This window comes from Endozoicomonas sp. ALD040, from assembly GCF_049275945.1.
In the GTDB taxonomy this organism is placed as follows: domain Bacteria; phylum Pseudomonadota; class Gammaproteobacteria; order Pseudomonadales; family Endozoicomonadaceae; genus Endozoicomonas_A.
Genome location: NZ_CP184829.1, coordinates 5,303,746 through 5,326,012, shown reverse-complemented (window position 1 = coordinate 5,326,012; position 22,267 = coordinate 5,303,746). Strand labels below are relative to the sequence as shown.

Genomic DNA, 22,267 nt, shown 5'->3' with positions numbered 1-22,267 from the left:
ATTCAAATCCTGTTGCACAAGTGGATGGATCCCAGGGAAATTTTGATTTTGCAATGAAGGTATTTTACCAGGCATCAGCAAATATCCTTAAAGATTTTGTCATGTCCCCTGACAGCCTTTTGCAGACAATGACGCTGTTACTGTTACAAGCGGGTACCAACAGTACGGACGAGCAATTGCGTCGAATTTATTGGCCAGGCTATGATTATGAGCCATCCGGTGCAAGCGCAACAGCCGGTGGAAAGAACAAAGACCCTTCTTCGATTATCATGCTCGCAGCCAGTCAACCTGAGGCTTTGGCAGTTTATAGAGAAAGACTTAAACAAGTCGACAATACTCCTGGTAATGTCGACTGCACCAATCGCGGACAAACCCAAACCCTTGGCCAACTGCTTAACAGACTATTTTGCCAATTAACCCATGGTATTGTTCAAGATTATTGCACTCCCGATGCTTACTCCTTTCAGTTATCTTTCTCCATAGAACACGCATGCTATTTATACTTCAGAGGGATGTGGAGAAAGTCTTTTGGGACCGATAGTGCCTATTTATTTAACTTACCCAATGATCAAGCAGACGCTTTAAAAAGAATTATCGAAGGAAAAACCAATCCTTCTCAATACGCACGTCACAATAATTGGAAAGCATTTAACTTTCCCTTCCGGGAAGACAATGAAATAATTTTGGTTTTACCACCGGCAGGGGTGTTTCTTTATGGGCTAAAGTGTAACATAATATCGGCCTTGGTATCCTCGTTCGACTCCAAGGAACCCTTTTCATCCAGTTCAACGACAACTACCGAATTCCCACCCTCTGAAGTTGATAAAAACACTGACTTGAGTGAAGCTCTAAGTCGATCGGGTTCAGGTTTACTTTCTATTGCTAGCAGTGATCTGGGCTCAGGAGCTATGCCAGATCTGACAGTTCGTTCGAATATGTTTAGTGAACAGGGAACCCGGGGCGCAGCTTTAACACACGCTGATTCTGACAGAAACCATGAGAGAGATACAATACAACCAATCCGGTTCGATCTGCCCTTTATTTATATCTTGCGTAATAGAATAACAAAAAGAATCATCTACATTGGTCGGTTATTTTATCCCAGAGACGCCTCATGATTGTGAACCCGCTGACCGGGATCAGGAGAGCCTCATAAATCCCTCGCTGATTTCCTCGCAAGCGAAGGTCAATGGGACTTCCAAAGATTTAATGAGGGATATAAGCAATCAAAAGACAATGGACATTTGTTTTATACGACGTCGACACTCTATGTCCTTCAAATTGTTTTAGTTTTTATCTGGACGCTGATCAGAAAACCACCCTATATTGGACTATGGATTTCACACTCGATTGAGTGTTCGGCAAAATAACGTTCCATAAAAAAACAGGAAGGTTATTCCAGCTCACCCTAAAACTTCAGGCAGCATGGTACAAGCGTGGTTTTACTCAGAAAATCTTCCGATCCAGACTGCCATTACAGAGTCGACCTGGTACTGGTCTGTTTACTCCACATATTCTTATTGCCTTCGCAACTTCTGGCTGTGACTTGTGAGCAATGCGGCTTCAATTACGATCAGGAAGACTTTAAATTTTGCCCAACAGCGTCATGTAATAGAGAAGCTGAGAGTCAGCCCCCTCAACATGACACAGCACCTCCCCAGGGGGCGACAGGAGTAAACCCTGATTCAGATCCTGGTGCGCAAGTGAATGGATCCCAGAGAAATCTTGATTATGCCATCAATGTACTTGGCCATGTTGCCGCAAATATTCATGGAGATTTTGTCATTTCCCCCGATGGCCTTTTTCAGACAGTGGCAATGTTGCTGCTACATGTGGGTGCTGACGGTGCGGCCGAGCAATTGCGTCAAATTTATGTGGGAGAGTATTCTTCTGAGCCAACCGGTGCAGCATCATCACGCGCTACAGAATCCGGACAGGAGAAAAACCGGAATATGACTGACTGGCTCGCAGCCAGTCAGCCTGATCCTCTGGCAATTTACAGAGAGAGACTTGAAGAAGCAAACCGCCATGCTCGTAGTAATGTCAACTTCACCAACCGTGGGCCTATAAAAAACTTAGCCCTGTTGCTCAACAGTCTATTTTGCCAGTTAACCAGCGGTATAATTCAACGTTTCTGCAACTCCAACGTCTGGCCCCGATCCTGGTCCACAGAACTCATAAGTGCTTATTACTTCATAGGGCTGCGTGAAAGGTCTTTTGGAACCCAAAATGCAGCAGGTTTATTTACCTCATTACCTAACGACCAGGCCGCCACTTTGCGTAGAATTGTGGATGAAGAAATCAGACCTTCCCAATACGCCCATCACAATGATTGGGAGGCATTTTCCTTTCCCTACCCCAACTGGGGAAATGAAGAAATGGTATTGATTATACCACCGGCAGGAATAGTGCTTTATGGACTAAGTTCAGAAATAATAAAGGCATTATTATCGTCATTAGACTCCGAAAAATCCATTTCAACGACAACTCACGGACTTCCACCCTCTCGCGTTGATACAAGCACTCACTTGAGCGAAGCTTTAAGTCGTTCAGGTTCAGGTTTACTTTCAGTTGTTACCAGTGATCTGAGTTCAGGAGCTATACCAACGATACCTGCTCGTATGAATATGTATAGTGACCAGGCAGCCCCGGACGCAACCTTAACGCACACTGATTTTGAGAGAACACACGAGGGAGATACAATACGACCAATCCAATTTGATCGACCCTTTATTTATATCTTGCGTAATAGAATGACAAAAATAATCATCTATATTGGGCGGATATTTTATCTCAGAGACACTTCATGATCCTGAACCCGTTAATCGGGATCAGGAGATCCTCTTGGCTCCCTCGCTGATTTTGTATAAATTCAACACACTCTGATTTGAGACCAACCCTAAAATTAAGTCAACAAGGTACAAACGTGGTTTTACTGAGCAAATATTCCGATAGGGTCTGGCTTTCGATAAAGGCATTAACTCAAACAACTTTACATTCTCTTTTTACAAATACACTCAGCTTAGGAACCATGCTATCGGAGCCTGTACCTGTTTTAATTAATGTGTTTAATCAACACAGCGCCATAGAAGTTAACGAACAAGGAACCGAAGCTGCTGCTGTAACACACATCGGTTGTTCGAGAGGATTTAGTATGAATAGCCCTAAGCCCATTGAATTTACACGGCCATTTATTTATATATTGCGTAATAAAATAACAAAAAAATCATCTTCATCGGGCAAATACTTGATCCCCGGAAATCAGGAGCAGGTACTTCAGGATCGGGTACCCAGTAATCGGGGTTGGGGGAGCCTCACGACCCCCCACCCTTTGTTGCAAACGAAGAAGAATGTGGCTTAGAAAGATTTTAATCTTCATACTGATTTGTTTTTTTGGCGCCAACCAGGAAACCATCCTATATTGAGTGCCTGATTTAACACTAGGTTGACCATTCTGCAGGGTAGCGGTTCATAAGATAGGGACGATATTCCTAACCGAAGATTAAGACGACAAGGTACATACATGGCTTCACCAGGCAAGGCTTCCAATATAGCCAGGCAGTACAGGTCCGTTTCAGTGTTATCCTGTTTGTTCTGCTTCCTGTTCATACCCTCACAACTTCTGGCAGTGAACTGTATAAAGTGCGGTCGTAAGTACAGTGATGACTTATTTAAAGAATCTGAACCCTGCTATTTATGTCGAACAAAAGACGGTTCTGATTCTGCTGACGAGGGTCATGATTTAAATCCCGGTGCACAGGCAGATGAATCACACGGGACTCTGGGTCTTGCCATAGATATATTCAGGCGTGCAGCACAGGCAACTCCTGAAAATCTGGTCCTGTCCCCTGATGGCATTTTTCAGACACTGTCACTGTTACTGATGGGGGCCACTGATGAAACCCGGCAATTGCTTCAAAAGTGTCTGGGAGAGGATTATTCTGAGCCATCCGTTGCCACAGCATCAGGCGCGACAGCCTCTGGACAGGACCAATACTGTATTGCCAATTGCCTGCTTGTCTCCAATAGGCATACTCTTCAGGAAACTTATAAAAAAAAGCTTGAACAAATAAACGCCGATATTCGAGATAACGTCAACTTCTCCGACCGTGCATCATTACAAAGCCTTGCTCAAGAACTCAACGATCTATTTTGCCAATTAACCCATGGATTGGTTCGAGAATTTTGCCAGGACAATGATTGGCATTCCAATACTTCCATGGCACTCATAAATTCTGTTTACTTCAAAGGCCTCTGGGAAACGTTTTTCAGGAAACGAATTGGAGGATCAACATTTACTTTACCCGATAATCAAAGAGTTGTTTTAGACGGGTTTATGGATGGAACAATTAATGCTGACCAGGAGGCTGAATATAATGATTGGAGGGCAGCTGCCGTCCCCTACCAGGGAGATCATGAAATGATTTTGGTTTTACCCCCGGAAGGGATAATGCCCCACGAGGTATCGCCAGAAATAATAATGGCACTATTCTCATCATTAGACTCCAAAGAGCTATTATTTTCAAGCTCATCAGTTCCTCTTGGTCTTGGACTCCCGACTTTTAGTGTTGACTCGGACACTAAATTGATAAATACATTAGCTCAAACAACTTTACACTCTCTTTTTACAGGCACACTCAGCTTAGGATCTATGCTATCCAATCCAGCACCTGTTTTTATTAATATGTTTAATCAGCACAGCGTCATGGAAGTTGATGAACAAGGAACCGAAGCCGCAGCTGTAACACACGTCGGTTTTTTTACATCAACGGGTATGAGTTTTCCGAAGCCCATTAACTTTACACGACCATTCATTTATATATTGCGTAATAAAATAACAAAAAAAATCATCTTCATTGGACAGATACTTGATCCCCGGACTTGAAAGAAGACTCTTCAGGTTCGGGTCCCAATAATTGACATGGGGAGCCTCACGACTCCCCCTCACCCTTTCTTTGCAAGCCAGATGGAATAGTGTTCTCAGAGATTTTTGGGTAAATAGCCATCGATAGACATTAAATCTTTAATTTTTACAGCGTCAATTCCCTCGACCCTTGAGCAGGTTTAATTTTTCAGGCACTCACCAAAAAACCATCCTATATTGTACTACGGGTTCCATTCCCCACTCCTCAGGGCAACTGTCCGGTGAATAGGAAGGTCATCTTGTGACAATCCCTGAAATTGAGAAGTTACGAGGTGCCAACATGGCTCAAGTAATGAAATCTCCCGATATAGCCTTGCAGCACAGGCGCATTTTGCTCTTAGTCAGTTTGCTTTATTTCCTGTTGCTACCCTCACAACTCTGGGCTGCGCCCTATGACCACTTCGGCAACAACGAAAATCCTGGAAAATCTTCACCCTACCCGGTATTTCATGAAGAAGTTTCTGGCGACGAGCTTCAGGGTGACACGATGCCTTACCAATCAGTAACACCAGAAAACCCTGATTCAGATCCTGGTACACGAGCGGCTGAGTCCAAGCGGGATCTGGAGCTTGCCATAAGTGTATTTAGTCAGGCAGCAAAAGCAAAAGAAACTCCTGAAAATTTTCTTTTCTCCCCTGATGGCCTTTTTCGATCGCTGGTACCATTACTCATGGGGGCTTCTGGAGAAACCAGGCGATTGCTTCAAAGCTACATGGGAGATAACTATTCTGAGCCATCCCCTGCAGAAGCAACCACAACATCTTCTGCACAGGACGACTACTTCGTCTCGAACACTGTGCTCTTGTCCGAAGAACTTGAAATTAAGGAAGCTTATCGTGGGAGAGTTAAAGAAGTAAACCTCGATGTTCGTGAAAAAATCAGGTTCGACGACGGTAAATCTTTAGAAAGCCTTGCTGATGAGCTCAACGAACTATTTAGCAAATTAACCCATGGCATGATTCCAAAATTTTGCAGCCCCAGAGAATGGTCGGCAGATACCACCTTGGGACTCATAAGTTCTATTTACTTCAATGCGCTTTGGAGAGACTCTTTTCAAGTCGGAATGATAGGTTTATTTACTTTACCCGGCGTCGTCAACAAAGTCATTTTGGACAAATGGTTGCAGGGTGAAATCAGTTCCTCCCAATACACAAGTCACGAACATTGGCAAGCAGTCAAAGTTCCTTACCGGGGAACCCATGAAATGGTTTTAGTTTTACCTCCCGAAGGGATAATGCCCCATGAGATATCAGCAGAAATAATAATGACTTTATTTTCATCATTAAACTCCGAAGAATCATGTCCATCATGTTCAAAAATCTCTATTGGACTTCCACCCTTTAAAGTTGATTCGGACATGGAGTTGAGCAATTATTTAAGAGAAACACCTCTACGTCCTGTTTTTACAGGCGTCGTCTTTAGAGGAACCAGCCCCCTCGAATTAGGAGATATGCTATTATCCGATCCTCGAGCTGCTTCTATTAATTTTGTTCGTCAACATTGCGCAATTGAGGTTAATGAAGCTGGGACCCGAGCCGCAGCTGTCACACGCACCGGTACAACGAGATCGTTTGGAAGAGGAGGACATGATAGAAAATCCGTCCAATTTAATCGACCATTTCTTTATTTTTTGATTGATGAAGAAACAGGAAGAATCCTCTTTATTGGGCAGATACTTGACCCTCGAAGCACTTCAGGATCGGGTACCGGTAGCCATTAATCAGGTGAGCTGTTCAGTGAACAGGAAGGTCATCTTGAGACAACCCCTGAAATCAGTAAGTTATAAGGTGCCAGCATGGCTCAGGTAATTAAATCTCCCGATATAGCCTTGCAGCACAGGCGCATTCTGCTCTTGGTCAGTTTGCTTTGTTTCCTGTTGCTACCCTCACAACTCTGGGCTTTGACCAATGACAACTGCGGCATCAATCAGGATCGTGAAAAATTTTCAGCCTGCCCGGCGTTTCATGAAGAAGATTCTGACGACAAGCTTAAAGGTGACACAATGCCTGTCCAATCGGCAACACCAGAAAGCCCTGATTCGGATCCTGGTACACGGGCGGCTGAGTCCAAGGGGCATTTGGAGCTTGCTATAAGTGTATTTAATCAGGCAGCAAAAGTAACGCCTGAAAATTTTCTTATCTCCCCTGATGGCCTTTTTCGAGCTCTGGTACCGTTACTCATGGGGGCTACTGGAGAAACCAGGCGATTGCTTCAAAGCTGCCTGGGAGATAAATATTCTGAGCCATCCCTTGCAGCAGCACCAACCGCAACATCTTCTGCACAGGACGAATACTTCATCTCGAACACTATGCTCTTGTCCAGTGAACTTGAAGTTAAGGAAACTTATCGTGAGAGACTTAAAGAAGTAAACGTCGATATTCGCGATAACATCAACTTCTTCGACCGTGTATCTTTAGAAAGCCTTGCTAATGAGCTCAACAAACTATTTAGCCAGTTAACCCATGGCATGGTTCCACAATTTTGCTATGCCGACCAATGGTCGCCAGCTACCACCATGGCACTGATAAATTCTATTTACTTCAAAGGGCTTTGGGAAAGGTCTTTTAATGTCCGGAAAGCAGGTGTATTTACTTTACCCAACGGCCAGAGAGTCAATTTGGACAGATTTATGGAGGATGAAATCAGCTCCTCCCAATACGCAAATCACAATGATTGGCAAGCAGTCACCGTTCCTTACCAGGGAGCCCATGAAATGATTTTAGTTTTACCTCCCAAAGGGATAATGCCCCATGAGATATCAGCAGAAATAATAATGGCATTATTTGCATCATTAAACTCCGAAGAATCGTGTCCATCATGTTCAAAAATCTCTCTCAGGCTTCCACCCTTTAAAGTTGATTCGGACATTGAATTGAGCCATTTTTTAAGAAAAACACCTCTACATCCTCTTTTTACAAGTCCCCTGGAATTAGGAGCCATGCTATCTGATACTCTAGTAGCTGTTTCTATTAATATGGTTCATCAACATTGCGCAATTGAGGTTAATGAAGATGGGACCCGAGCCGCAGCTGTCACACACATCGCTTTATCGCGAAGGGCTGACATGAGCAAATCCATCCAGTTCAATCGACCATTTATTTACGTATTGCATAATAAAATAACAAAAAGAATCCTCTTTATTGGGCAGACACTTGATCCTCGAAGCACTTCAGAATAGGGTACCGGTAGCCATTAATCAGGTAAGGGGAGCCTCAAGACTCCTCTCACCTTTAGTCGTTGGCAACGGGGGAGTCGTTTAATTGCGAGCAACCAGTTTCTTCACACACTCTGGTCCCTTGTTCGAAACATGATTCACCGTTCTGCCCACTTTATAAAAAGACAGTTTACTGACTGTCTCAGTCGGTTTGCCCAAACTCGCCAGAACCGTCTTATAGCGCTCACCCAGCCACTCCCTGGCCTGTTTTTGTTGCAACAGAACCGGCATTCTCTCAGTCAGCGGTGTAATATCACTGATAGCAGGACGAGTAAGAATCGCGCAGGACTCGAAACTCAACTGGTCGTCCACAGGATAACTCTCCCAGAGACCGGCAAACAGGCACAAACCACCCGACTTTGGACGTATATACCATGGCTGACTGTGATCCCCTACCCTCTGCCAGTCGAACCAGCCATCGGCCAGAATCAGACAACGCTGCTTTCTGAGGGCACTATGAAACATTGGTTTATCGGCAGCGGTTTCGATTCTGGCATTGATCTGGGCTCTGGAAAAATCCTGCAGCCAGTGAGGAACCAGCCCCCACTTAACCCGCGCGGTTTCAAAACAGCCCTGCTCATTATTTTTGACAATAAGCACCTGTTCACCAGGCGCAACATTATAGGAGGGAATATTGACTTCCGTCTGGTGGATACCCAGACACCCCAGGTTGATCTGATCAGCCATCAGCGTGTAACGACCACACATAATCACTCTTCCTGAATGTGATCAGATTCTTCCAAAACGGGGGACGCCCTGAGGTAATCCTCGATCATTTCTTTAGCCAGACCGGCATCGTAATCGTCAACGTAGAGAGCCAGCAGACCGGTAGCGGGTAGTTCACCCACGGCACCCGCCAGATAGCTACCTCCCAGATGGCAGGCAATGCCATGGCTCTCCAGAACATCCTTGAGGCATTGAGCCTCAAGGAGATTTTCAGGGCTGAATATCTTGATCATACTTTTAATAAAAACACGGCTATCGTCGTCAAGCAAGCTTACTTCAGGTAAACCGTCCTGATCTGGCTGACCAGCTCGTTCGCTTTAGCTCTCTGGGCAGGGTTGAGCAGTTCAGACAGCTCCTGCTTCTGTTTACGGGCCGCTTTCAGAAAGTCCCCCTCGGAATCTTCCAGACTCAGGGCAGTCCACATATAAGCAGCAATCAGGTTGCGGTCTGTGCCTGCCCCTTTATAATACGATTTCCCCAGTTCATACTGAGCCTCTGCACTCTTGCCCTGTCGACCTGCGGCCCGTTCGATCAGTTCAAAACCTTTTTTGGGATCTTTAGCTACACCCCCCAGACCCTCTCGATAGGCCTTGCCCAGCAAAAGTTCCGCCTGAACATTACCCCTGTTTGCCAGAGGTTCCAGCAGAGAAAGGGTTTGACTGGCATTTTGCGGCATGACTTTACCAGCAACCAACAGGCTACCCACTTCAAGCACGGCCTGTTCATCACCTGAGCTGGCCCGCTTCAACAGACCGGAAAAGTCAGTAGCCCAGCCACTCAGGGAAAACAGTAATGTCATGGCCAGCAGCCCACCCTGGCACTTTTTACTCAATAACATCTATTACCTCTAGCCATTTTGAGCAGTCGACTGCTCAATGATTTCATTTTTGAAACACTGATTTTTTCGATTGGGCAGAGTATACACACTCAAGGCAGGGAATTCTGCAAGGTTTCAATTATCACCAACTCAATAATCATTTAAATCCACATCAACAAACATTCATACGTCCAGCCATTCTCAAACCGTTACAAAGTGCCACAACCCGGCTACAGACCCTTTGTTTTAATAACTATATACTCGTGGTTTCACTCACTGCTGTTATAAAAGGCAACCACCCGAAACAGATGGAACGTTTTGAAGAGATCCGCCCCTATCACGATCAGGAAGTAAGGCCCGTCCTGGACCGCCTGTTGCAAGACCGTGAGCTTATTCAGGCACTGGTGCGTCATCAATACCCTGATATGCCTGCTTTCCTTAATGGTATTGCAGGCTGGCTGACAGCCATCGGATTGCGCTACAAACTGAAGAACATACATGACATTGATGGACTGCAACACGTCATTGAACCTTACCTGACCCGCGTCATTGAAGGCAGTACTTCCGGCATCAGCTTTTCCGGACTGGATCAGCTCAACAAAGAGCAGGTTTATCTGTTCCTGTCCAATCACCGGGACATTGTCATGGACCCGGCTTTTGTCAATCTGGCTGTTTACAAACAGGGCATGCAAACCGTTCGAATAGCCATTGGTGACAACCTGCTGCAAAGACCTTTTGTCAGCGACCTGATGCGTCTTAACAAAAGCTTTATCGTCAAACGCTCTGTGGAAGGCCGCCGGGAAAAACTCAGGTCTTATCAGACACTGTCAGCCTATATTCATCACTCCATAGATACCGGGCATCCCGTCTGGATCGCTCAAAGTGAAGGCCGGGCAAAAGACGGTGACGACAAAACCGACTCTGCTATCATCAAAATGCTCCACATGAGCCGAAAGGCTGCGGAAACCTCTTTTGCCGACAGCATTCGCTCCATGAACCTGGTACCGGTTTCGATTGCTTACGAATACGACCCCTGCGATATGGCCAAAGCCAGAGAACTCCACGCCACTGAAACCTGGGGTAATTACGAAAAATTTAAAGGAGAAGACCTGCAAAGCATAGTGACAGGCATCGAAGGCTTCAAAGGCAAGGTTCATGTAGCTTTCGGTACACCGCTGTTCGACGAGTATGAAAATGCCAATCAGGTTGTTGAAGAGGTAGATCGTCAGGTTCATCAAAACTACCATCTGTTCGCTTCCAATCTGATTGCCTTTGATCGGCTCCGCAGTGGCTATCCCAATGTCACAGAGTGCACTTTAGAGGCTCTGTTTGAAAGGTTTTGCCCGGAAGAATCGCTCGACGATAAAGTCACAGACTTCAATGATCGCATAACCCAGTGCCCGGAGGCTCATCAACCCTGGTTCCTGAGGATGTACGCCAATCCTGTTATCAATCATTTTGCTGGAAAACGACATGTCTTTGCATAAGCTTTGTTTTTTTGTCCCTGAAAGTCATCTTGAATCAGTGAAGACTGCCGTCTTTGCTGCGGGTGCCGGTCGTTATGAAAAGTACGACAACTGTTGCTGGCAAACGTTAGGTCAGGGACAGTTCAGAGCGCTGGATGGCAGCGATCCTTTTATCGGTAGCCAGGGTAAGCTGGAAACCGTTCAGGAATTCAAGGTTGAAATGATCTGCGAGGACCAGTATCTGAAAGCCGCCATTGCAGCGTTGAAATCGGCACACCCTTATGAAGAGCCAGCCTTTGAAAGCTGGCCGCTTGGAGCCTGAGTCTAAAAGCCGGGAAACGCCTCACCGAGAAAACGAATAAAGTTTCTTTTAGCCTTGTGCTTTTCGCGCAGCTCTTCAAACCAATGACTGAATGCCTGCTGCTGATTCAGTCCAGTCAATATCTGCCGACACTCGGCCATTAGCTCGACCGCCTCTTTATAACTATTATTCGTTTTTTTCTGTAGACAAGCTTCAACCAGCTTCCCATAGAGAGCAAAAGAGCGTTCTCCATCCTGCCGAAAATGTTTCCTCAGCTCGTAGAGCAATGCCACATCCGGTTCTGCATCTGTAACCAGTTGCCAGGCCGACTCCAGATCAGACTCGGCAAGAAAAGTCATCATCAGTGTGTTTAACACACGGTGGTGGAGATACCCCTGAGTACTAACGACACGCTCTTTCATCCAGTCTATGGCTTTTTGCCGCCAGTCTTGCTGACTGTTCAGGTCTTGTGAAAGCTCCTGCAAATACTCAAAAGTGGACAGTGTTGGTGACTCTTTAAATTGCTCCCAAACATCCTGCAAAGCTTCAGAGCTTCGCCCCGTTTTCAAAAGCAGCAACTGTTGCAGTTCATGAATCTCAGCTGATTCACCGAAACGACTGCTCTGCCGAGCTCTATCAAGATAATTGTGGACTTCGTCATATTCATCCAGCTCCAGATAACAGCGCGCAATAACCAGATAGTCTTTCTCAGTCATGGCAATCTTTTTATAGAGCTGAATCAATGTCTTGTAGTCATTTTCCAGTTCGGGTTCGACTTGCAGGACACTGAGCAACCGGTCATAAATGAGGCGATCCCGCCAGTTATCACTTTTCAGCCTGGGTAACTCATCCCAACGAGCCCGGGCGATCTCCAGGAAAGTCTTCTGACACTCTGGCGTCATAACTTCACTGAAATCATCCGGGACGCGGCCATGCCATTCATCTTCATCCTTGAGCAGCAACTCCAACAGATGCTGAGCCTTGGACGCTTCAGACCAGTTCAGTGAAGCAAAGGCCTCAACATACATCCTCTGTAACTGAGCGACAGCCTCAAACCTGAAACCTCCGGAATCATCCACTGTCTCCAGCGCACGGACGATTCGTGACATAGCATAGTCCAGCAACGCCAACTGATCAGTAGCTGCCAGCTTTTTTAAAGGGGGTTCAAGATTAAAGAGAACCTGTTCGACATTGGCAAAATACTGCCTGACTTGAGCGTATCTAAAGTAATGTCGATTGTAGGGGATAGCGGCGGTTATTCGTTTACGGATGGTTTTTCGGTCCATAATGCCCAGAGCTGTTTCAGCCTTGAGCAACCAGTGCTCTCGCACTGAACGACTGGCGTCTATCATTTCAACAAAGTGCCCCACCAGTTCTTCTTTGGGCATCTGCAATAAATAAGCGGCCAATACGTCTGTGGCCTGTGCGCCTTTTTTCACCCGGGGAACAAAGACTTTATCTCGCAACACCATAGCCACAGCAACACAGTGTTTGCAAAAGTCGATGCCATCAGAAGCCGGACAGTTACAACTGCCGTCCAGGGCACTCTGGGTATAAACCAGATTGACCTGATAAACCTCGCTGCCCATAACACTGGCTGAAATCCTCTGGCCCCGGATCGTCAGGTCTGTGACCCGTCCTTCCTGGTAGTACCCCTTCCCCCGGGAAAAAGCTTTCTCGCCTGCCAGTTTCACTAACTGCTGATCGGTAATTTCCGGCTTGTCATTCACGCTGCTTCAACCTGATAAAATGCCCCTGAAATTCAGGAAGCCACTCTACGGCCCGGCAGGGCAATATCTTCCATCCGCTGAGGGAAATCACCTGTCTGACGATCACTGAAGTAATGGCGAAGGGTGCGACTGATGGTGTTGAAAGCCAGCTGATCCCAGGGAATCTCTTCTTCACTGAAAAGGGCCACTGCTTCACTTTCTTCACCGGCGCTGTATTCGGGTTTATCAAGATGAGCCAGAAAAAATACCGAGAGTTGGCTCACATGAACAATATTAAAAAGGGTATATAGTGATTGCAGAGTAACCTCGGCTCCGGCCTCTTCCATGGTTTCCCGCAAGGCAGCCTGCTCAAGGGTTTCTCCCAGCTCCATAAAACCGCCGGGTAATGTCCAGTAACCCCTGCGTGGTTCGATAGAGCGTTTGCAAAGGAGCACTTTACCTTCATAGACTGGCAGACAACCGGCAACGATTAACGGATTTTGATAGTGAATTTTGCCACAGTTGTCACAAACATCACGTAACCGGTTATCGCCACAAGGAACTTTCTTACTGACCTTCGCACCACACTCACTGCAGAAATTCACTGTTTTTCCTTCTAACTATGAAAATCTTTCTTCACCTTAACCTGATTCATACCTGAAGTCACTTGAATCAGAGTTGGTGTAGAAAATGCTTATCATTTCTTTACCAGATGGATCATGCCGTAAAAAATATCTGTGTTATGATCTTTTCAAAGCCTGAAAAATTAGTGTTGCACCCACGGAAGCTTAGCTCTGCCTGGTGTTACTGGCAGTCTGGTACCCAAGGTCGATAACAATAATGTTCCAACGGCGCCTTTTTTCAATGTCACTATATTTTCTGAGCATCTGAATGTCGCCAAGAAAGCCAGAGATTCACTTGTTATATGTTGATTACAGATATAGAACGAAGACTCCACAAACATCAGCCAAGAAGTATAGACACTCCTCTACCGGAAGCCGCAGTATTGATACCTCTGGTGACTAATGGCCAGGGACAGGCCACCGAAATAATCCTTACCCGAAGGGCTTCGCACATGAACAAGCATAGCGGTGAAGTGGCGTTTCCCGGTGGCAAACGGGAAGATGACGATCATAATCTGATTCAGACCGCCCTGAGAGAATCCCAGGAAGAGATTGATCTGAACCCTGCTTCCGTCCATATATTGGGCACCATGGGTCCAGTTATTTCGCGCTTTGGCATCAAGGTGATCCCTGTCGTCGGTTCTGTACCGGAAAACCTGTCACTCAGCGCAAACATTGAAGAGCTGGACCGCATTTTTCACGTCCCACTGGAGTTTTTCACCAATCTGGACAACCTGCAGTTTCACCATTGGAGCATGAACGATAAAACCTACTCCATGCCCTCTTATCAATACGATGAATATCTGATCTGGGGATTGACGGCCATTATGCTGGTAGAATTTCTGAATGTGGGATTAAACACCACTATTCCACTGGATGCCCCTCAGTTCCATGCCAGCCACAGTTTTACGCAAAACCGCTAACTTTCGGATGGCCTGAGGTTAAAGTCCATTTTACAGAATAAGTGACTCAGGTTAAGCAGTGAAAATTTTCACTGCTTTTACTCGATTGTCCTTGACCTGCATAATCTCAAACCGGTATTCGCCTACTTTGAGACAGACACTGGACTCCGGTATAAACTGCATCATCTCGGTGATCAAACCGTTAATTGTTCTGGCATCCCCGGTGGGTAATTTCCAACCCAGAGAACGGTTAATATCTCTTATGGATGCAGAACCATCAATGATGTAAGTGCCGTCTTCCTGAGGGGTAATATCCTGGCTGGAGTCGGAAACATCGGTAGTAAAGTCACCCACAATTTCTTCCAGAATATCTTCCAGCGTCACCAGGCCCAGAACATCGCCATATTCATCGACTATCAGCGCTACACGCTCTTTTGACTTCTGGAAATTAAACAGCTGGGTATGCAGGGGAGTGCTTTCAGGAACATAATAAGGCTCTGTGGTTTCCTGCAGGAGAAGCGCTTTATTGACTTCTTCCTGACTCAATAGTCGCGCCACCTTTCGCATATGCAACATGCCCACAAGATTGTTCACATCGCCACGATAGACTGGCAAGCGGGTGTGCTGACAGGCCCTTAACTGCTCCAGGATATCCTTGATGTCATCGTCAATATCAATTCCGAAAATTTCATTTCGGGGTACCATGATATCGTCTACCCGGACTTTCTCCAGATCCAGAATACCCAGCAACATTCCCCGTCTTTTCTGCGGCAACAACATGCCAGGGTCGGTCACAATGGTGCGCAGCTCTTCAGCGTTCAACTGATCCTCGGCAGCCTGACCGGGTTTGATACCAAAAGGTCTCAGCAGGAAACCACAGACCCAGTTTAAAACGACCACCATGGGATAGAAGAGTTTCAGCAGCGGTGTCAAAATAAAAGAGGCAGGAAAAGCAATCTTTTCAGGATAGAGCGCGGCAACTGTCTTGGGTGTTACCTCACCGAAAATCAGTACTGCCACCGTCAGACCCAGAGTAGCAATTGCAATACCGCTATCCCCCCAGAGCCTCACTGCCACCAGAGTGGCCAGGGCAGAAGCCAGGATATTGACAAAGTTGTTGCCAATCAGAATCACACCAATCAGTCTGTCGGGGCGTTCAAGCAGTTTATGAGTCCGCATGGCCGCTTTGTGATTCTTGCGAACCAGATGGCGAAGGCGATAACGGTTGATCGCCATCATGCCGGTTTCCGAACTGGAAAAAAAAGCCGACAGCAACATTAAAAGGGCCAATATGGTTAAAAGAAGACTGGTAGATGCTTCGCTCAAGGCTGAAATCGCTCGTTCAGATTCTGTTTATGAAAGCGCTGATTCTAACGTTTCATACTCTAAACCCCAAACACTTTTATCGCTCTTCCTGACTCAAATAGAGCAAGGTCAAAAAAAACAATGTGGCCACCCTGAAGCCTGGCTGAATACCACTCCAGCTGCGGGACTGCCAGGCCAGAAACCACTCTCCCGAAATTCCCATAAAGGCCAGAAACCAGAGCATGATGCCCAGAGTCAAACCCAGCAGAGCCAGACACTTGCTTTCATGGAAATTCTCACCGTGCAGATTGAAGAACATACAAGCGACACCCGTCCAACATAAAAGGGTTATAATGGCTTCAACAGCAATAATCAGGCTGTAAGCAATTTTCCAGACCATGGGATCATGAATTGCTCGCCATTCTGCCTGAGCATGGTTCCCGGTTGTATCCATACTCATCACATGCTGGACATAAAGGTAATTGCTCTGGTAGTCCATCAGATTATTAAACACAACCAACGTACTAAATAGAGCAACAGCCGCCGTCAAGAAAATTTTACTGAGCTTGGTGGCTATTATCATTTTCATAGCCATAAACAATAGACCGACTTACAGACATCTCAAGCTGCCGGAAAAAAAAAGAAGTACCAAGAGAGATTAAGAGGAGCAGGAAACAGAGTCTGCTCCGAAAAGGCTCATCTAACCAGGATAAAGTCAACAACCGTCCGCCAGCCAAAGTAAGCCACCAATAACAGGACAAAACCGGCAACCGTCCAACGCATGGCCTTTTGTCCTCGCCAGCCATTGACCCAGCGCCCAATCAGCAGTGTCGTAAACAGCACCCAGGCCACCAGAGAAAGCACTGTTTTGTGGAACATATCACTGGCAAACATATTATCGATATACAGGAAGCCTGAAATCAGCGAGAGGGTCAGCAGGATCACTCCTACAGATAGAAACTCGAACAGCAATTTTTCCATAGTCTGCAGGGGCGGCAGGGCTTTTAGCAGACGCTTTTGATTGTGACTCCTCAGCTGCTTCTCCTGATAGGCCAGTAGCAGTGACTGACACACGGCCACCATCAACAAACCATAGGCCAATACCGACAGCAGAACATGCACCACCATCAGGGTGGGTGAATGAAAAATGTGTTCCAACGGAGCCAGCCAGTCCGCCAGAACCGAGATGATGGTAAAAGGCAGAATCGTAACCAGCAGACTTTCAGAAGGCTTTCGCAAACTGCTGAGCAGTACTACCAGTGTGACTATCAGTGTCGTCAAAGAACCGATCGTGAGAATACCAAGGTTGGTCCCTTTATCGGTGTGAATAGAAAAATAGAGCGAAAAAGCATGTAAAGCAGCTCCGACTGTGGTTGCCAGCAACACCACCTTTCGAGCGCCACCGCGACCAGTAATTCTTCCCCATTGGCAGACCATTCCCACCGCATAAAAAATGATGGCACCGATGCTGACGAGCATGAAATTCATTGATTCTTTTATAACCTCCATCTGAAATTTTCCTGATGGCGAAACCGTCACAAAGCCACTTAGGAAGATGCAAACCAGAGCTTGCCATGTCCAAATCTACACAAGAACCACTTTGTTTTCATCCATCAAGTGGAAATACTGTCTCTGCCGGGACCCGATACTGCCCCTTTTGCGCTGGATTGGATATAATGACTGCCAATTACATACTTGCACCTTACTTCAAGGTATTTCCAAGGTAACTGGATGTTCGAGAATTTAACCGAACGCCTGTCGCAGACGCTTCGTAACGTCACCGGCAAGGCGAAACTGTCTGAAGACAATATTAAAGATACCCTGCGCGAGGTTCGCAAGGCTCTGTTGGAGGCTGACGTTGCGCTGCCGGTGGTCAAAGAGTTCATCAACCGGATCAGAGAGCGGGCGATTGGTCAGGAGGTACAGGCCAGCCTGAGCCCCGGCCAGGCCTTCGTCAAGATTGTTCAGGCAGAACTGATTTCGGTCATGGGCGAAGCCAATGACCAGCTGAACCTGTCGACCCAGCCACCTGCGGTCCTGCTGATGGCCGGTCTTCAGGGTGCCGGTAAAACCACCTCTGTGGCGAAACTGGGCAAGTTCCTCAAGGAACGCCACAAAAAATCTGTGATGGTCGTCAGTGCCGACATTTACCGTCCGGCAGCGATCAAGCAACTGGAAACGCTGGCGGGTGAAGTCGGCGTCGATTTCTTCCCATCCAGCAGCGAACAAAAACCCGTTGATATTGCCACAGCAGCCATTCAGGAAGCTCGCCTGAAGCATATTGACGTGGTCATTGTCGATACCGCCGGTCGTCTGCACATCGACAGCGATATGATGGCTGAAATCCAGGCATTGCACGGTGCCATTAATCCTGTCGAAACCCTGTTTGTGGTTGACGCCATGACCGGCCAGGATGCCGCCAATACCGCCAAAGCCTTTGGTGATGCGCTGCCCCTGACCGGTGTCATTCTGACCAAGGCAGATGGTGACGCACGCGGAGGTGCCGCCCTGTCAGTTCGCCATATTACCGGCAAGCCAATCAAGTTCATGGGTGTCGGTGAAAAGACAGACGCTCTGGACCCCTTCCACCCTGACCGTATCGCTTCCCGAATCCTGGGCATGGGTGACGTTCTCTCCCTGATTGAAGAAGCTGAACAGAAGCTCGACAAAAAGAAAGCCGACAAACTGGCCAGCAAACTGAAAAAGGGTAAAGGCTTTGACCTGGAAGACTTCCGTGACCAGCTTCAGCAGATGAAGAAAATGGGCGGCCTTGCAGGCGTTATGGACAAACTCCCCGGCATGCCGGGTATGCCAGCCAACATGCCCGGCCAGATGGACAACAGGATTTTTGTCCAGATGGAAGCAATCATCAACTCCATGACCCCGGCTGAACGTGCAAATCCGGATATTATGAACGGCTCTCGCAAGAAGCGCATTGCCTCAGGTTCCGGCACCCAGATCCAGGACATCAACCGTCTGATCAAGCAGCACAAGCAGATGAGCAAGATGATGAAGAAAGTCACCAAGAAAGGCGGCATGAGCAAGCTGATGCGCGGTCTGGGTGGCATGAAAGGTCAGATGCCCGGCGGCATGGGCGGTATGATGACTCCAGGCGGCGGCAAGAAGTTTCCTTTCTAAGCTCTTTTGAAGAGTGGTACCACTCGTTCCCACGCTCTGAGGGTGTCGCAAAACTTCAACAGCTCGTTCTCACGCTCTGAAGTCGTCATTCCCGCGAAGGCCGGAATCCAGCGCCAACGGTGGATCTCTGCCTTCTCGGGGATGACAAGGCCAGGGGGACACCGGGCATATTGTTCTGATGGAGAGTCACTGTGGATTCCCGCCTTCGCGGGAATGACGAGAATGAAGCCGGCAATGACGAGAATGAAGCCGGCAATGACGGGAGTCAGCGCGTTCCCACGCCGGAGAGAGTTTTGCGACACCCTCGCTCTGCGTGGGAATGCATACCTACCCTAAAAAGCTGACTCTACAACGCGAGATAGGTATGGGTTCCCACGCTGGGACCCACAGGGCCTGAAAGCATGGAACCCAGAATTGTCCTGGTGCCAACGCCTCACTGACCAGCTGTAATCGTATTTCTTCATCGACCGTAATAAAAAACATGACTTTTCCTTTCTCATTCATGGATCAGGAAACGGTCGATTTTATATACGACAAACATCACCTATACCAGGTATTCAAGCTTTTCAGTCAACCCGGACAGTTTCAATAACATTAAGAATGGGCAATCTGAAAAGACTTTTTTAAAACTTGCGTGCAATATAAAAGTCATAACAAGCTCGTCGTTGTAGCTCACAATGCCTGCCCTCCTCTCATTCCATGAGACTTTCCGCAGCAAGATAAGTGTCAAGCATATTGTCAGCAGGACGGTTATTCCTTAGAATATGCGCCCTTCATGGCCCACTGTCGGTGTTCCATGAATCTGAAGGCTCCCGGAGCCCTCAGAGATAAGCGTTGCCGGACATCACGATTACAGGAAATTATTCCATGGTAACAATTCGTTTAGCTCGCGGCGGTTCCAAAAAGCGTCCGTTCTACCACCTGACTGTTGCTGACAGCCGTAAGGCTCAAGGTGGCCGTTTCATCGAGCGTGTAGGTTTCTTCAACCCTACTGCCCGTGGTCAGGAAGAGCGTCTGCGTGTGGATCAGGAGCGTGTTGAGTTCTGGCTGAGCCAGGGCGCTACCGTATCCGACCGCGTTAGCAAGCTGCTGAAAGACGCCAAAGCAGCCTGAGGTCAGATTTGAACAACCCTGAGCCGTTTAGAACAGCCCCGGGCCGTTTAAACAACCACCTCAAAAAGGAACAGAACCAGTGAAAAAAGCATCAGCAACCGCTCAACCCAAACAGGTTGTCCTCGGAAGTATTACTGGTGTGTACGGAGTAAAAGGCTGGGTGAAAGTGTATTCACACACCAATCCCATGACCAATATTCTGAACTACAAACACTGGATTTTGCGCCAGGATGGTCGCCAGCAGACCATTGAAGTCGATCAGGGCCGCCGTCAGGGCAAGGGACTGGTCGCACACATCGCCGGATGCGATGACCGGGATATCGCCCGCCAGTTCACTGGCTCAGAAATCCTCATCGCTGAGAGCGAACTGCCCCCACTGGCTGATGACGAGATATACTGGCATCAGCTTGAAGGTCTGGAAGTGAAAACCGCTGACGAGGCGGGCAAGGAGCTTCTGCTGGGCAAAGCCAGCCACCTGATGGAGACAGGAGCCAACGACGTATTGGTCATCAAAGCCTGCAAGGGCAGCATCGACCGACGCGAACGACTGGTCCCCTGGTTACTGGATCAGGTGATTATGGAAGTGAATCCGGAAGCAGGATTCATTCGGATTGACTGGGATCCGGAATTTTAACCGTTATGAGTGAAACTGACATGGACAGCCCTGGTCTGATTAAAAGCCCAGAGCCTGCGGACAGCCTTGAGCCATTAAACAGCCCTGAGCCGCAGAACAGCCATGAACAATCACCCGTAACAGCAGATATGTGGTTCGGTGTAGTCACCCTCTTCCCGGAAATGTTTCGGGCCATTACCGATCACGGCATATCCGGCCGTGCTGTAAAGGAGGGAATTGTCTCGGTAGAAACCTGGAATCCCAGGGACTTCACCCACGACAGACACCGGACTGTGGATGACCGACCTTACGGCGGTGGTCCCGGCATGTTGATGAAAATTCAACCTCTGCGTGACGCCATCCATGCAGCCAAGAAGGCTGCAGGAGCCGATGCCACGGTAGTATACCTGTCTCCCCAGGGACGCCTGCTTGACCAGGCCGGGGTTCAGGAGCTGGCCGCCAGAAAGCGGCTTATTCTGGTATCGGGGCGGTATGAAGGTATTGATGAGCGTGTAATCAACGAAGAAGTCGACGAGGAATGGTCGATCGGTGATTACGTGTTAAGTGGTGGCGAACTCGCCTCCATGACTCTGATTGATGCAGTTTCACGCTTTGTACCGGGCACCCTGGGTCACAAGGATTCCGCATTAGAGGATTCCTTTGCTGATGGCCTGCTGGATTGTCCGCACTACACCCGCCCTGAGGTTTTCAAGGGGCAGAGAGTGCCGGAAGTCCTGTTGTCTGGGGATCATGCAAAAATTCGTGCATGGCGCCTCAAACAGGCACTGGGCAGAACCTGGTTGAGAAGACCGGACCTGTTGCAAGACAGAAAACTGACCCGTGAAGAGGAAAAACTGTTGTCTGAATTCATTCAGGAGCATCATTCTTCGGATAGCCACAGCAAGGCAGACTCGACGAGCGGAACACTTGACTAACGGGAGCAAGATTTAAAATGAGCAAGAACAGAATCATTGAAGCGCTCGAACAAGAGCAGATGACCAAGGAAATCCCGAGCTTCGGCCCTGGTGATACCCTGGTCGTACAAGTTAAGGTTAAAGAAGGTAACCGTGAGCGTCTGCAGGCGTTCGAAGGTGTCTGCATTGCCAAGCGTAATCGTGGCCTGAACTCCGCTTTCACCGTTCGCAAGATTTCCAGCGGTGTTGGCGTTGAGCGTGTTTTCCAGACATACAGCCCTCTGGTCGCTTCTATCAATGTGAAGCGTCGCGGTGACGTACGTCAAGCCAAGCTGTATTACCTGCGCGCTCTGAGCGGTAAAGCGGCTCGTATCAAGGAAAAGCTCAACTAAGGGACGCTTTTCGCCTCGCGCGGAAAAACTCTTTAGGGTTCTCCAAAACCCTGAGCATGACGCCCAGGGTCATAAAAGTTCTGACAATCCGGCAACCTTGTCAGTCCATA

At 47.6% G+C, this 22,267-nt stretch carries 23 protein-coding genes; 14 read left to right on the top strand and 9 right to left on the bottom strand.

Features of this window, described 5'->3' with window-relative positions; translation table 11 throughout:
- Positions 1-20 precede the first annotated feature (20 nt).
- From ACOJUN_RS19255 to ACOJUN_RS19230, 6 genes are all read left to right on the top strand, one after another.
- Complete coding sequence (locus tag ACOJUN_RS19255; RefSeq protein WP_422133508.1) at positions 21-1,118, top strand: serpin family protein; 1,098 nt, start codon at positions 21-23, stop codon at positions 1,116-1,118.
- A gap of 318 nt (positions 1,119-1,436) precedes the next feature.
- Complete coding sequence (locus tag ACOJUN_RS19250) at positions 1,437-2,810, top strand: serpin family protein (RefSeq protein ID WP_422133507.1); 1,374 nt, start codon at positions 1,437-1,439, stop codon at positions 2,808-2,810.
- A 116-nt stretch (positions 2,811-2,926) separates the two neighbouring features.
- A complete protein-coding gene (locus tag ACOJUN_RS19245) occupies positions 2,927-3,361 on the top strand; it encodes a serpin family protein (protein WP_422133506.1) in 435 nt (144 codons plus the stop codon).
- A 162-nt stretch (positions 3,362-3,523) separates the two neighbouring features.
- Complete coding sequence (locus ACOJUN_RS19240) at positions 3,524-4,885, top strand: serpin family protein (RefSeq protein WP_422133505.1); 1,362 nt, start codon at positions 3,524-3,526, stop codon at positions 4,883-4,885.
- 319 nt (positions 4,886-5,204) lie between these two features.
- Positions 5,205-6,644, top strand: a complete 1,440-nt coding sequence (locus ACOJUN_RS19235) for a serpin family protein (RefSeq protein WP_422133504.1) — start codon at positions 5,205-5,207, stop codon at positions 6,642-6,644.
- A gap of 75 nt (positions 6,645-6,719) precedes the next feature.
- Positions 6,720-8,102 carry a serpin family protein gene (locus ACOJUN_RS19230; protein ID WP_422133503.1) on the top strand — a complete coding sequence of 461 codons (1,383 nt, stop codon included), beginning with the start codon at positions 6,720-6,722 and terminating at the stop codon, positions 8,100-8,102.
- A 78-nt stretch (positions 8,103-8,180) separates the two neighbouring features.
- On the opposite strand, the gene ACOJUN_RS19225 is transcribed toward ACOJUN_RS19230, so the two are convergent.
- The 3 genes from ACOJUN_RS19225 to ACOJUN_RS19215 are packed head-to-tail and all read right to left on the bottom strand — an operon-like array spanning position 8,181 to position 9,702.
- A complete protein-coding gene (locus ACOJUN_RS19225; protein WP_422133502.1) occupies positions 8,181-8,846 on the bottom strand; it encodes an SOS response-associated peptidase in 666 nt (221 codons plus the stop codon).
- 2 nt (positions 8,847-8,848) lie between these two features.
- Positions 8,849-9,133, bottom strand: a complete 285-nt coding sequence (locus ACOJUN_RS19220; RefSeq protein WP_422133501.1) for a DUF2007 domain-containing protein — start codon at positions 9,131-9,133, stop codon at positions 8,849-8,851.
- Between the two features lie 2 nt (positions 9,134-9,135).
- Entirely contained in the window at positions 9,136-9,702 is a 567-nt protein-coding gene (locus ACOJUN_RS19215; protein WP_422133500.1) for a tetratricopeptide repeat protein, read from the bottom strand.
- Between the two features lie 242 nt (positions 9,703-9,944).
- Between ACOJUN_RS19215 and ACOJUN_RS19210 the strand changes: the two genes are divergently transcribed.
- Together ACOJUN_RS19210 and ACOJUN_RS19205 are read left to right on the top strand one after the other, a co-directional pair.
- Complete coding sequence (locus ACOJUN_RS19210; RefSeq protein WP_422133499.1) at positions 9,945-11,168, top strand: 1-acyl-sn-glycerol-3-phosphate acyltransferase; 1,224 nt, start codon at positions 9,945-9,947, stop codon at positions 11,166-11,168.
- Positions 11,155-11,469, top strand: a complete 315-nt coding sequence (locus ACOJUN_RS19205; RefSeq protein ID WP_422133498.1) for an NGG1p interacting factor NIF3 — start codon at positions 11,155-11,157, stop codon at positions 11,467-11,469. Before ACOJUN_RS19210 ends, ACOJUN_RS19205 begins: the two co-directional genes overlap by 14 nt.
- Positions 11,470-11,471: 2 nt before the next feature.
- Here the strand turns inward: ACOJUN_RS19205 and ACOJUN_RS19200 are convergent, their stop codons facing one another.
- The gene (locus ACOJUN_RS19200; protein WP_422133497.1) at positions 11,472-13,178 is read right to left on the bottom strand and encodes an SWIM zinc finger family protein; all 1,707 of its coding nucleotides are present in this window, start codon (positions 13,176-13,178) and stop codon (positions 11,472-11,474) included.
- Positions 13,179-13,210: 32 nt separating this feature from the next.
- On the bottom strand, positions 13,211-13,762 hold the full coding sequence (locus ACOJUN_RS19195; RefSeq protein ID WP_422133496.1) for an NUDIX hydrolase: 552 nt from the start codon (positions 13,760-13,762) through the stop codon (positions 13,211-13,213).
- A gap of 320 nt (positions 13,763-14,082) precedes the next feature.
- Here ACOJUN_RS19195 and ACOJUN_RS19190 point away from each other — a divergent pair, with 320 nt between their 5' ends.
- Positions 14,083-14,703 carry a CoA pyrophosphatase gene (locus ACOJUN_RS19190; RefSeq protein WP_422133495.1) on the top strand — a complete coding sequence of 207 codons (621 nt, stop codon included), beginning with the start codon at positions 14,083-14,085 and terminating at the stop codon, positions 14,701-14,703.
- Positions 14,704-14,754: 51 nt separating this feature from the next.
- Here the strand turns inward: ACOJUN_RS19190 and ACOJUN_RS19185 are convergent, their stop codons facing one another.
- The 3 genes from ACOJUN_RS19185 to ACOJUN_RS19175 form a co-directional block, all read right to left on the bottom strand.
- Positions 14,755-16,008, bottom strand: a complete 1,254-nt coding sequence (locus tag ACOJUN_RS19185) for an HlyC/CorC family transporter (RefSeq protein WP_422133494.1) — start codon at positions 16,006-16,008, stop codon at positions 14,755-14,757.
- A gap of 76 nt (positions 16,009-16,084) precedes the next feature.
- Complete coding sequence (locus ACOJUN_RS19180; RefSeq protein WP_422137101.1) at positions 16,085-16,570, bottom strand: DUF2165 family protein; 486 nt, start codon at positions 16,568-16,570, stop codon at positions 16,085-16,087.
- Positions 16,571-16,683: 113 nt separating this feature from the next.
- Positions 16,684-17,496: a cytochrome C assembly family protein gene (locus tag ACOJUN_RS19175; protein ID WP_422133493.1), complete on the bottom strand. Its 813-nt coding sequence runs from the start codon at positions 17,494-17,496 to the stop codon at positions 16,684-16,686.
- 222 nt (positions 17,497-17,718) lie between these two features.
- Between ACOJUN_RS19175 and ffh the strand changes: the two genes are divergently transcribed.
- Positions 17,719-19,125, top strand: coding sequence for a signal recognition particle protein (gene ffh, locus ACOJUN_RS19170; protein WP_422133492.1), 1,407 nt, complete (start codon positions 17,719-17,721; stop codon positions 19,123-19,125).
- Here ffh and ACOJUN_RS19165 read toward each other — a convergent pair.
- Positions 19,122-19,427 carry a hypothetical protein gene (locus tag ACOJUN_RS19165; RefSeq protein ID WP_422133491.1) on the bottom strand — a complete coding sequence of 102 codons (306 nt, stop codon included), beginning with the start codon at positions 19,425-19,427 and terminating at the stop codon, positions 19,122-19,124. The genes ffh and ACOJUN_RS19165 overlap by 4 nt on opposite strands.
- A 565-nt stretch (positions 19,428-19,992) precedes the next feature.
- Between ACOJUN_RS19165 and rpsP the strand changes: the two genes are divergently transcribed.
- The 4 genes from rpsP (at position 19,993) to rplS (ending at position 22,157) form a co-directional block, all read left to right on the top strand.
- Positions 19,993-20,238 (top strand): 30S ribosomal protein S16, encoded by a 246-nt coding sequence (gene rpsP, locus ACOJUN_RS19160; protein ID WP_317141840.1) that lies wholly within the window; start codon positions 19,993-19,995, stop codon positions 20,236-20,238.
- 79 nt (positions 20,239-20,317) lie between these two features.
- Positions 20,318-20,872 (top strand): ribosome maturation factor RimM, encoded by a 555-nt coding sequence (gene rimM / locus ACOJUN_RS19155; protein ID WP_422133490.1) that lies wholly within the window; start codon positions 20,318-20,320, stop codon positions 20,870-20,872.
- Positions 20,873-21,000: 128 nt separating this feature from the next.
- Positions 21,001-21,786, top strand: coding sequence for a tRNA (guanosine(37)-N1)-methyltransferase TrmD (gene trmD, locus ACOJUN_RS19150; RefSeq protein ID WP_422137100.1), 786 nt, complete (start codon positions 21,001-21,003; stop codon positions 21,784-21,786).
- A 17-nt stretch (positions 21,787-21,803) separates the two neighbouring features.
- Complete coding sequence (gene rplS, locus ACOJUN_RS19145) at positions 21,804-22,157, top strand: 50S ribosomal protein L19 (RefSeq protein WP_252180499.1); 354 nt, start codon at positions 21,804-21,806, stop codon at positions 22,155-22,157.
- Positions 22,158-22,267: the final 110 nt, after the last annotated feature.

Bases quoted from the DNA above. Each gene is read 5' to 3' on its own strand.
- ACOJUN_RS19240 (WP_422133505.1), top strand. From the start codon at position 3,524: ATGGCTTCACCAGGCAAGGCTTCCAATATAGCCAGGCAGTACAGGTCC.
- ACOJUN_RS19230 (WP_422133503.1), top strand. From the start codon at position 6,720: ATGGCTCAGGTAATTAAATCTCCCGATATAGCCTTGCAGCACAGGCGC.
- ACOJUN_RS19190 (WP_422133495.1), top strand. From the start codon at position 14,083: ATGTTGATTACAGATATAGAACGAAGACTCCACAAACATCAGCCAAGA.
- ACOJUN_RS19235 (WP_422133504.1), top strand. From the start codon at position 5,205: ATGGCTCAAGTAATGAAATCTCCCGATATAGCCTTGCAGCACAGGCGC.
- rpsP (WP_317141840.1), top strand. From the start codon at position 19,993: ATGGTAACAATTCGTTTAGCTCGCGGCGGTTCCAAAAAGCGTCCGTTC.
- rplS (WP_252180499.1), top strand. From the start codon at position 21,804: ATGAGCAAGAACAGAATCATTGAAGCGCTCGAACAAGAGCAGATGACC.
- ACOJUN_RS19215 (WP_422133500.1), bottom strand. From the start codon at position 9,702: ATGTTATTGAGTAAAAAGTGCCAGGGTGGGCTGCTGGCCATGACATTA.
- ACOJUN_RS19180 (WP_422137101.1), bottom strand. From the start codon at position 16,570: ATGATAATAGCCACCAAGCTCAGTAAAATTTTCTTGACGGCGGCTGTT.
- trmD (WP_422137100.1), top strand. From the start codon at position 21,001: ATGTGGTTCGGTGTAGTCACCCTCTTCCCGGAAATGTTTCGGGCCATT.
- ffh (WP_422133492.1), top strand. From the start codon at position 17,719: ATGTTCGAGAATTTAACCGAACGCCTGTCGCAGACGCTTCGTAACGTC.
- ACOJUN_RS19225 (WP_422133502.1), bottom strand. From the start codon at position 8,846: ATGTGTGGTCGTTACACGCTGATGGCTGATCAGATCAACCTGGGGTGT.
- ACOJUN_RS19205 (WP_422133498.1), top strand. From the start codon at position 11,155: ATGTCTTTGCATAAGCTTTGTTTTTTTGTCCCTGAAAGTCATCTTGAA.
- ACOJUN_RS19175 (WP_422133493.1), bottom strand. From the start codon at position 17,496: ATGGAGGTTATAAAAGAATCAATGAATTTCATGCTCGTCAGCATCGGT.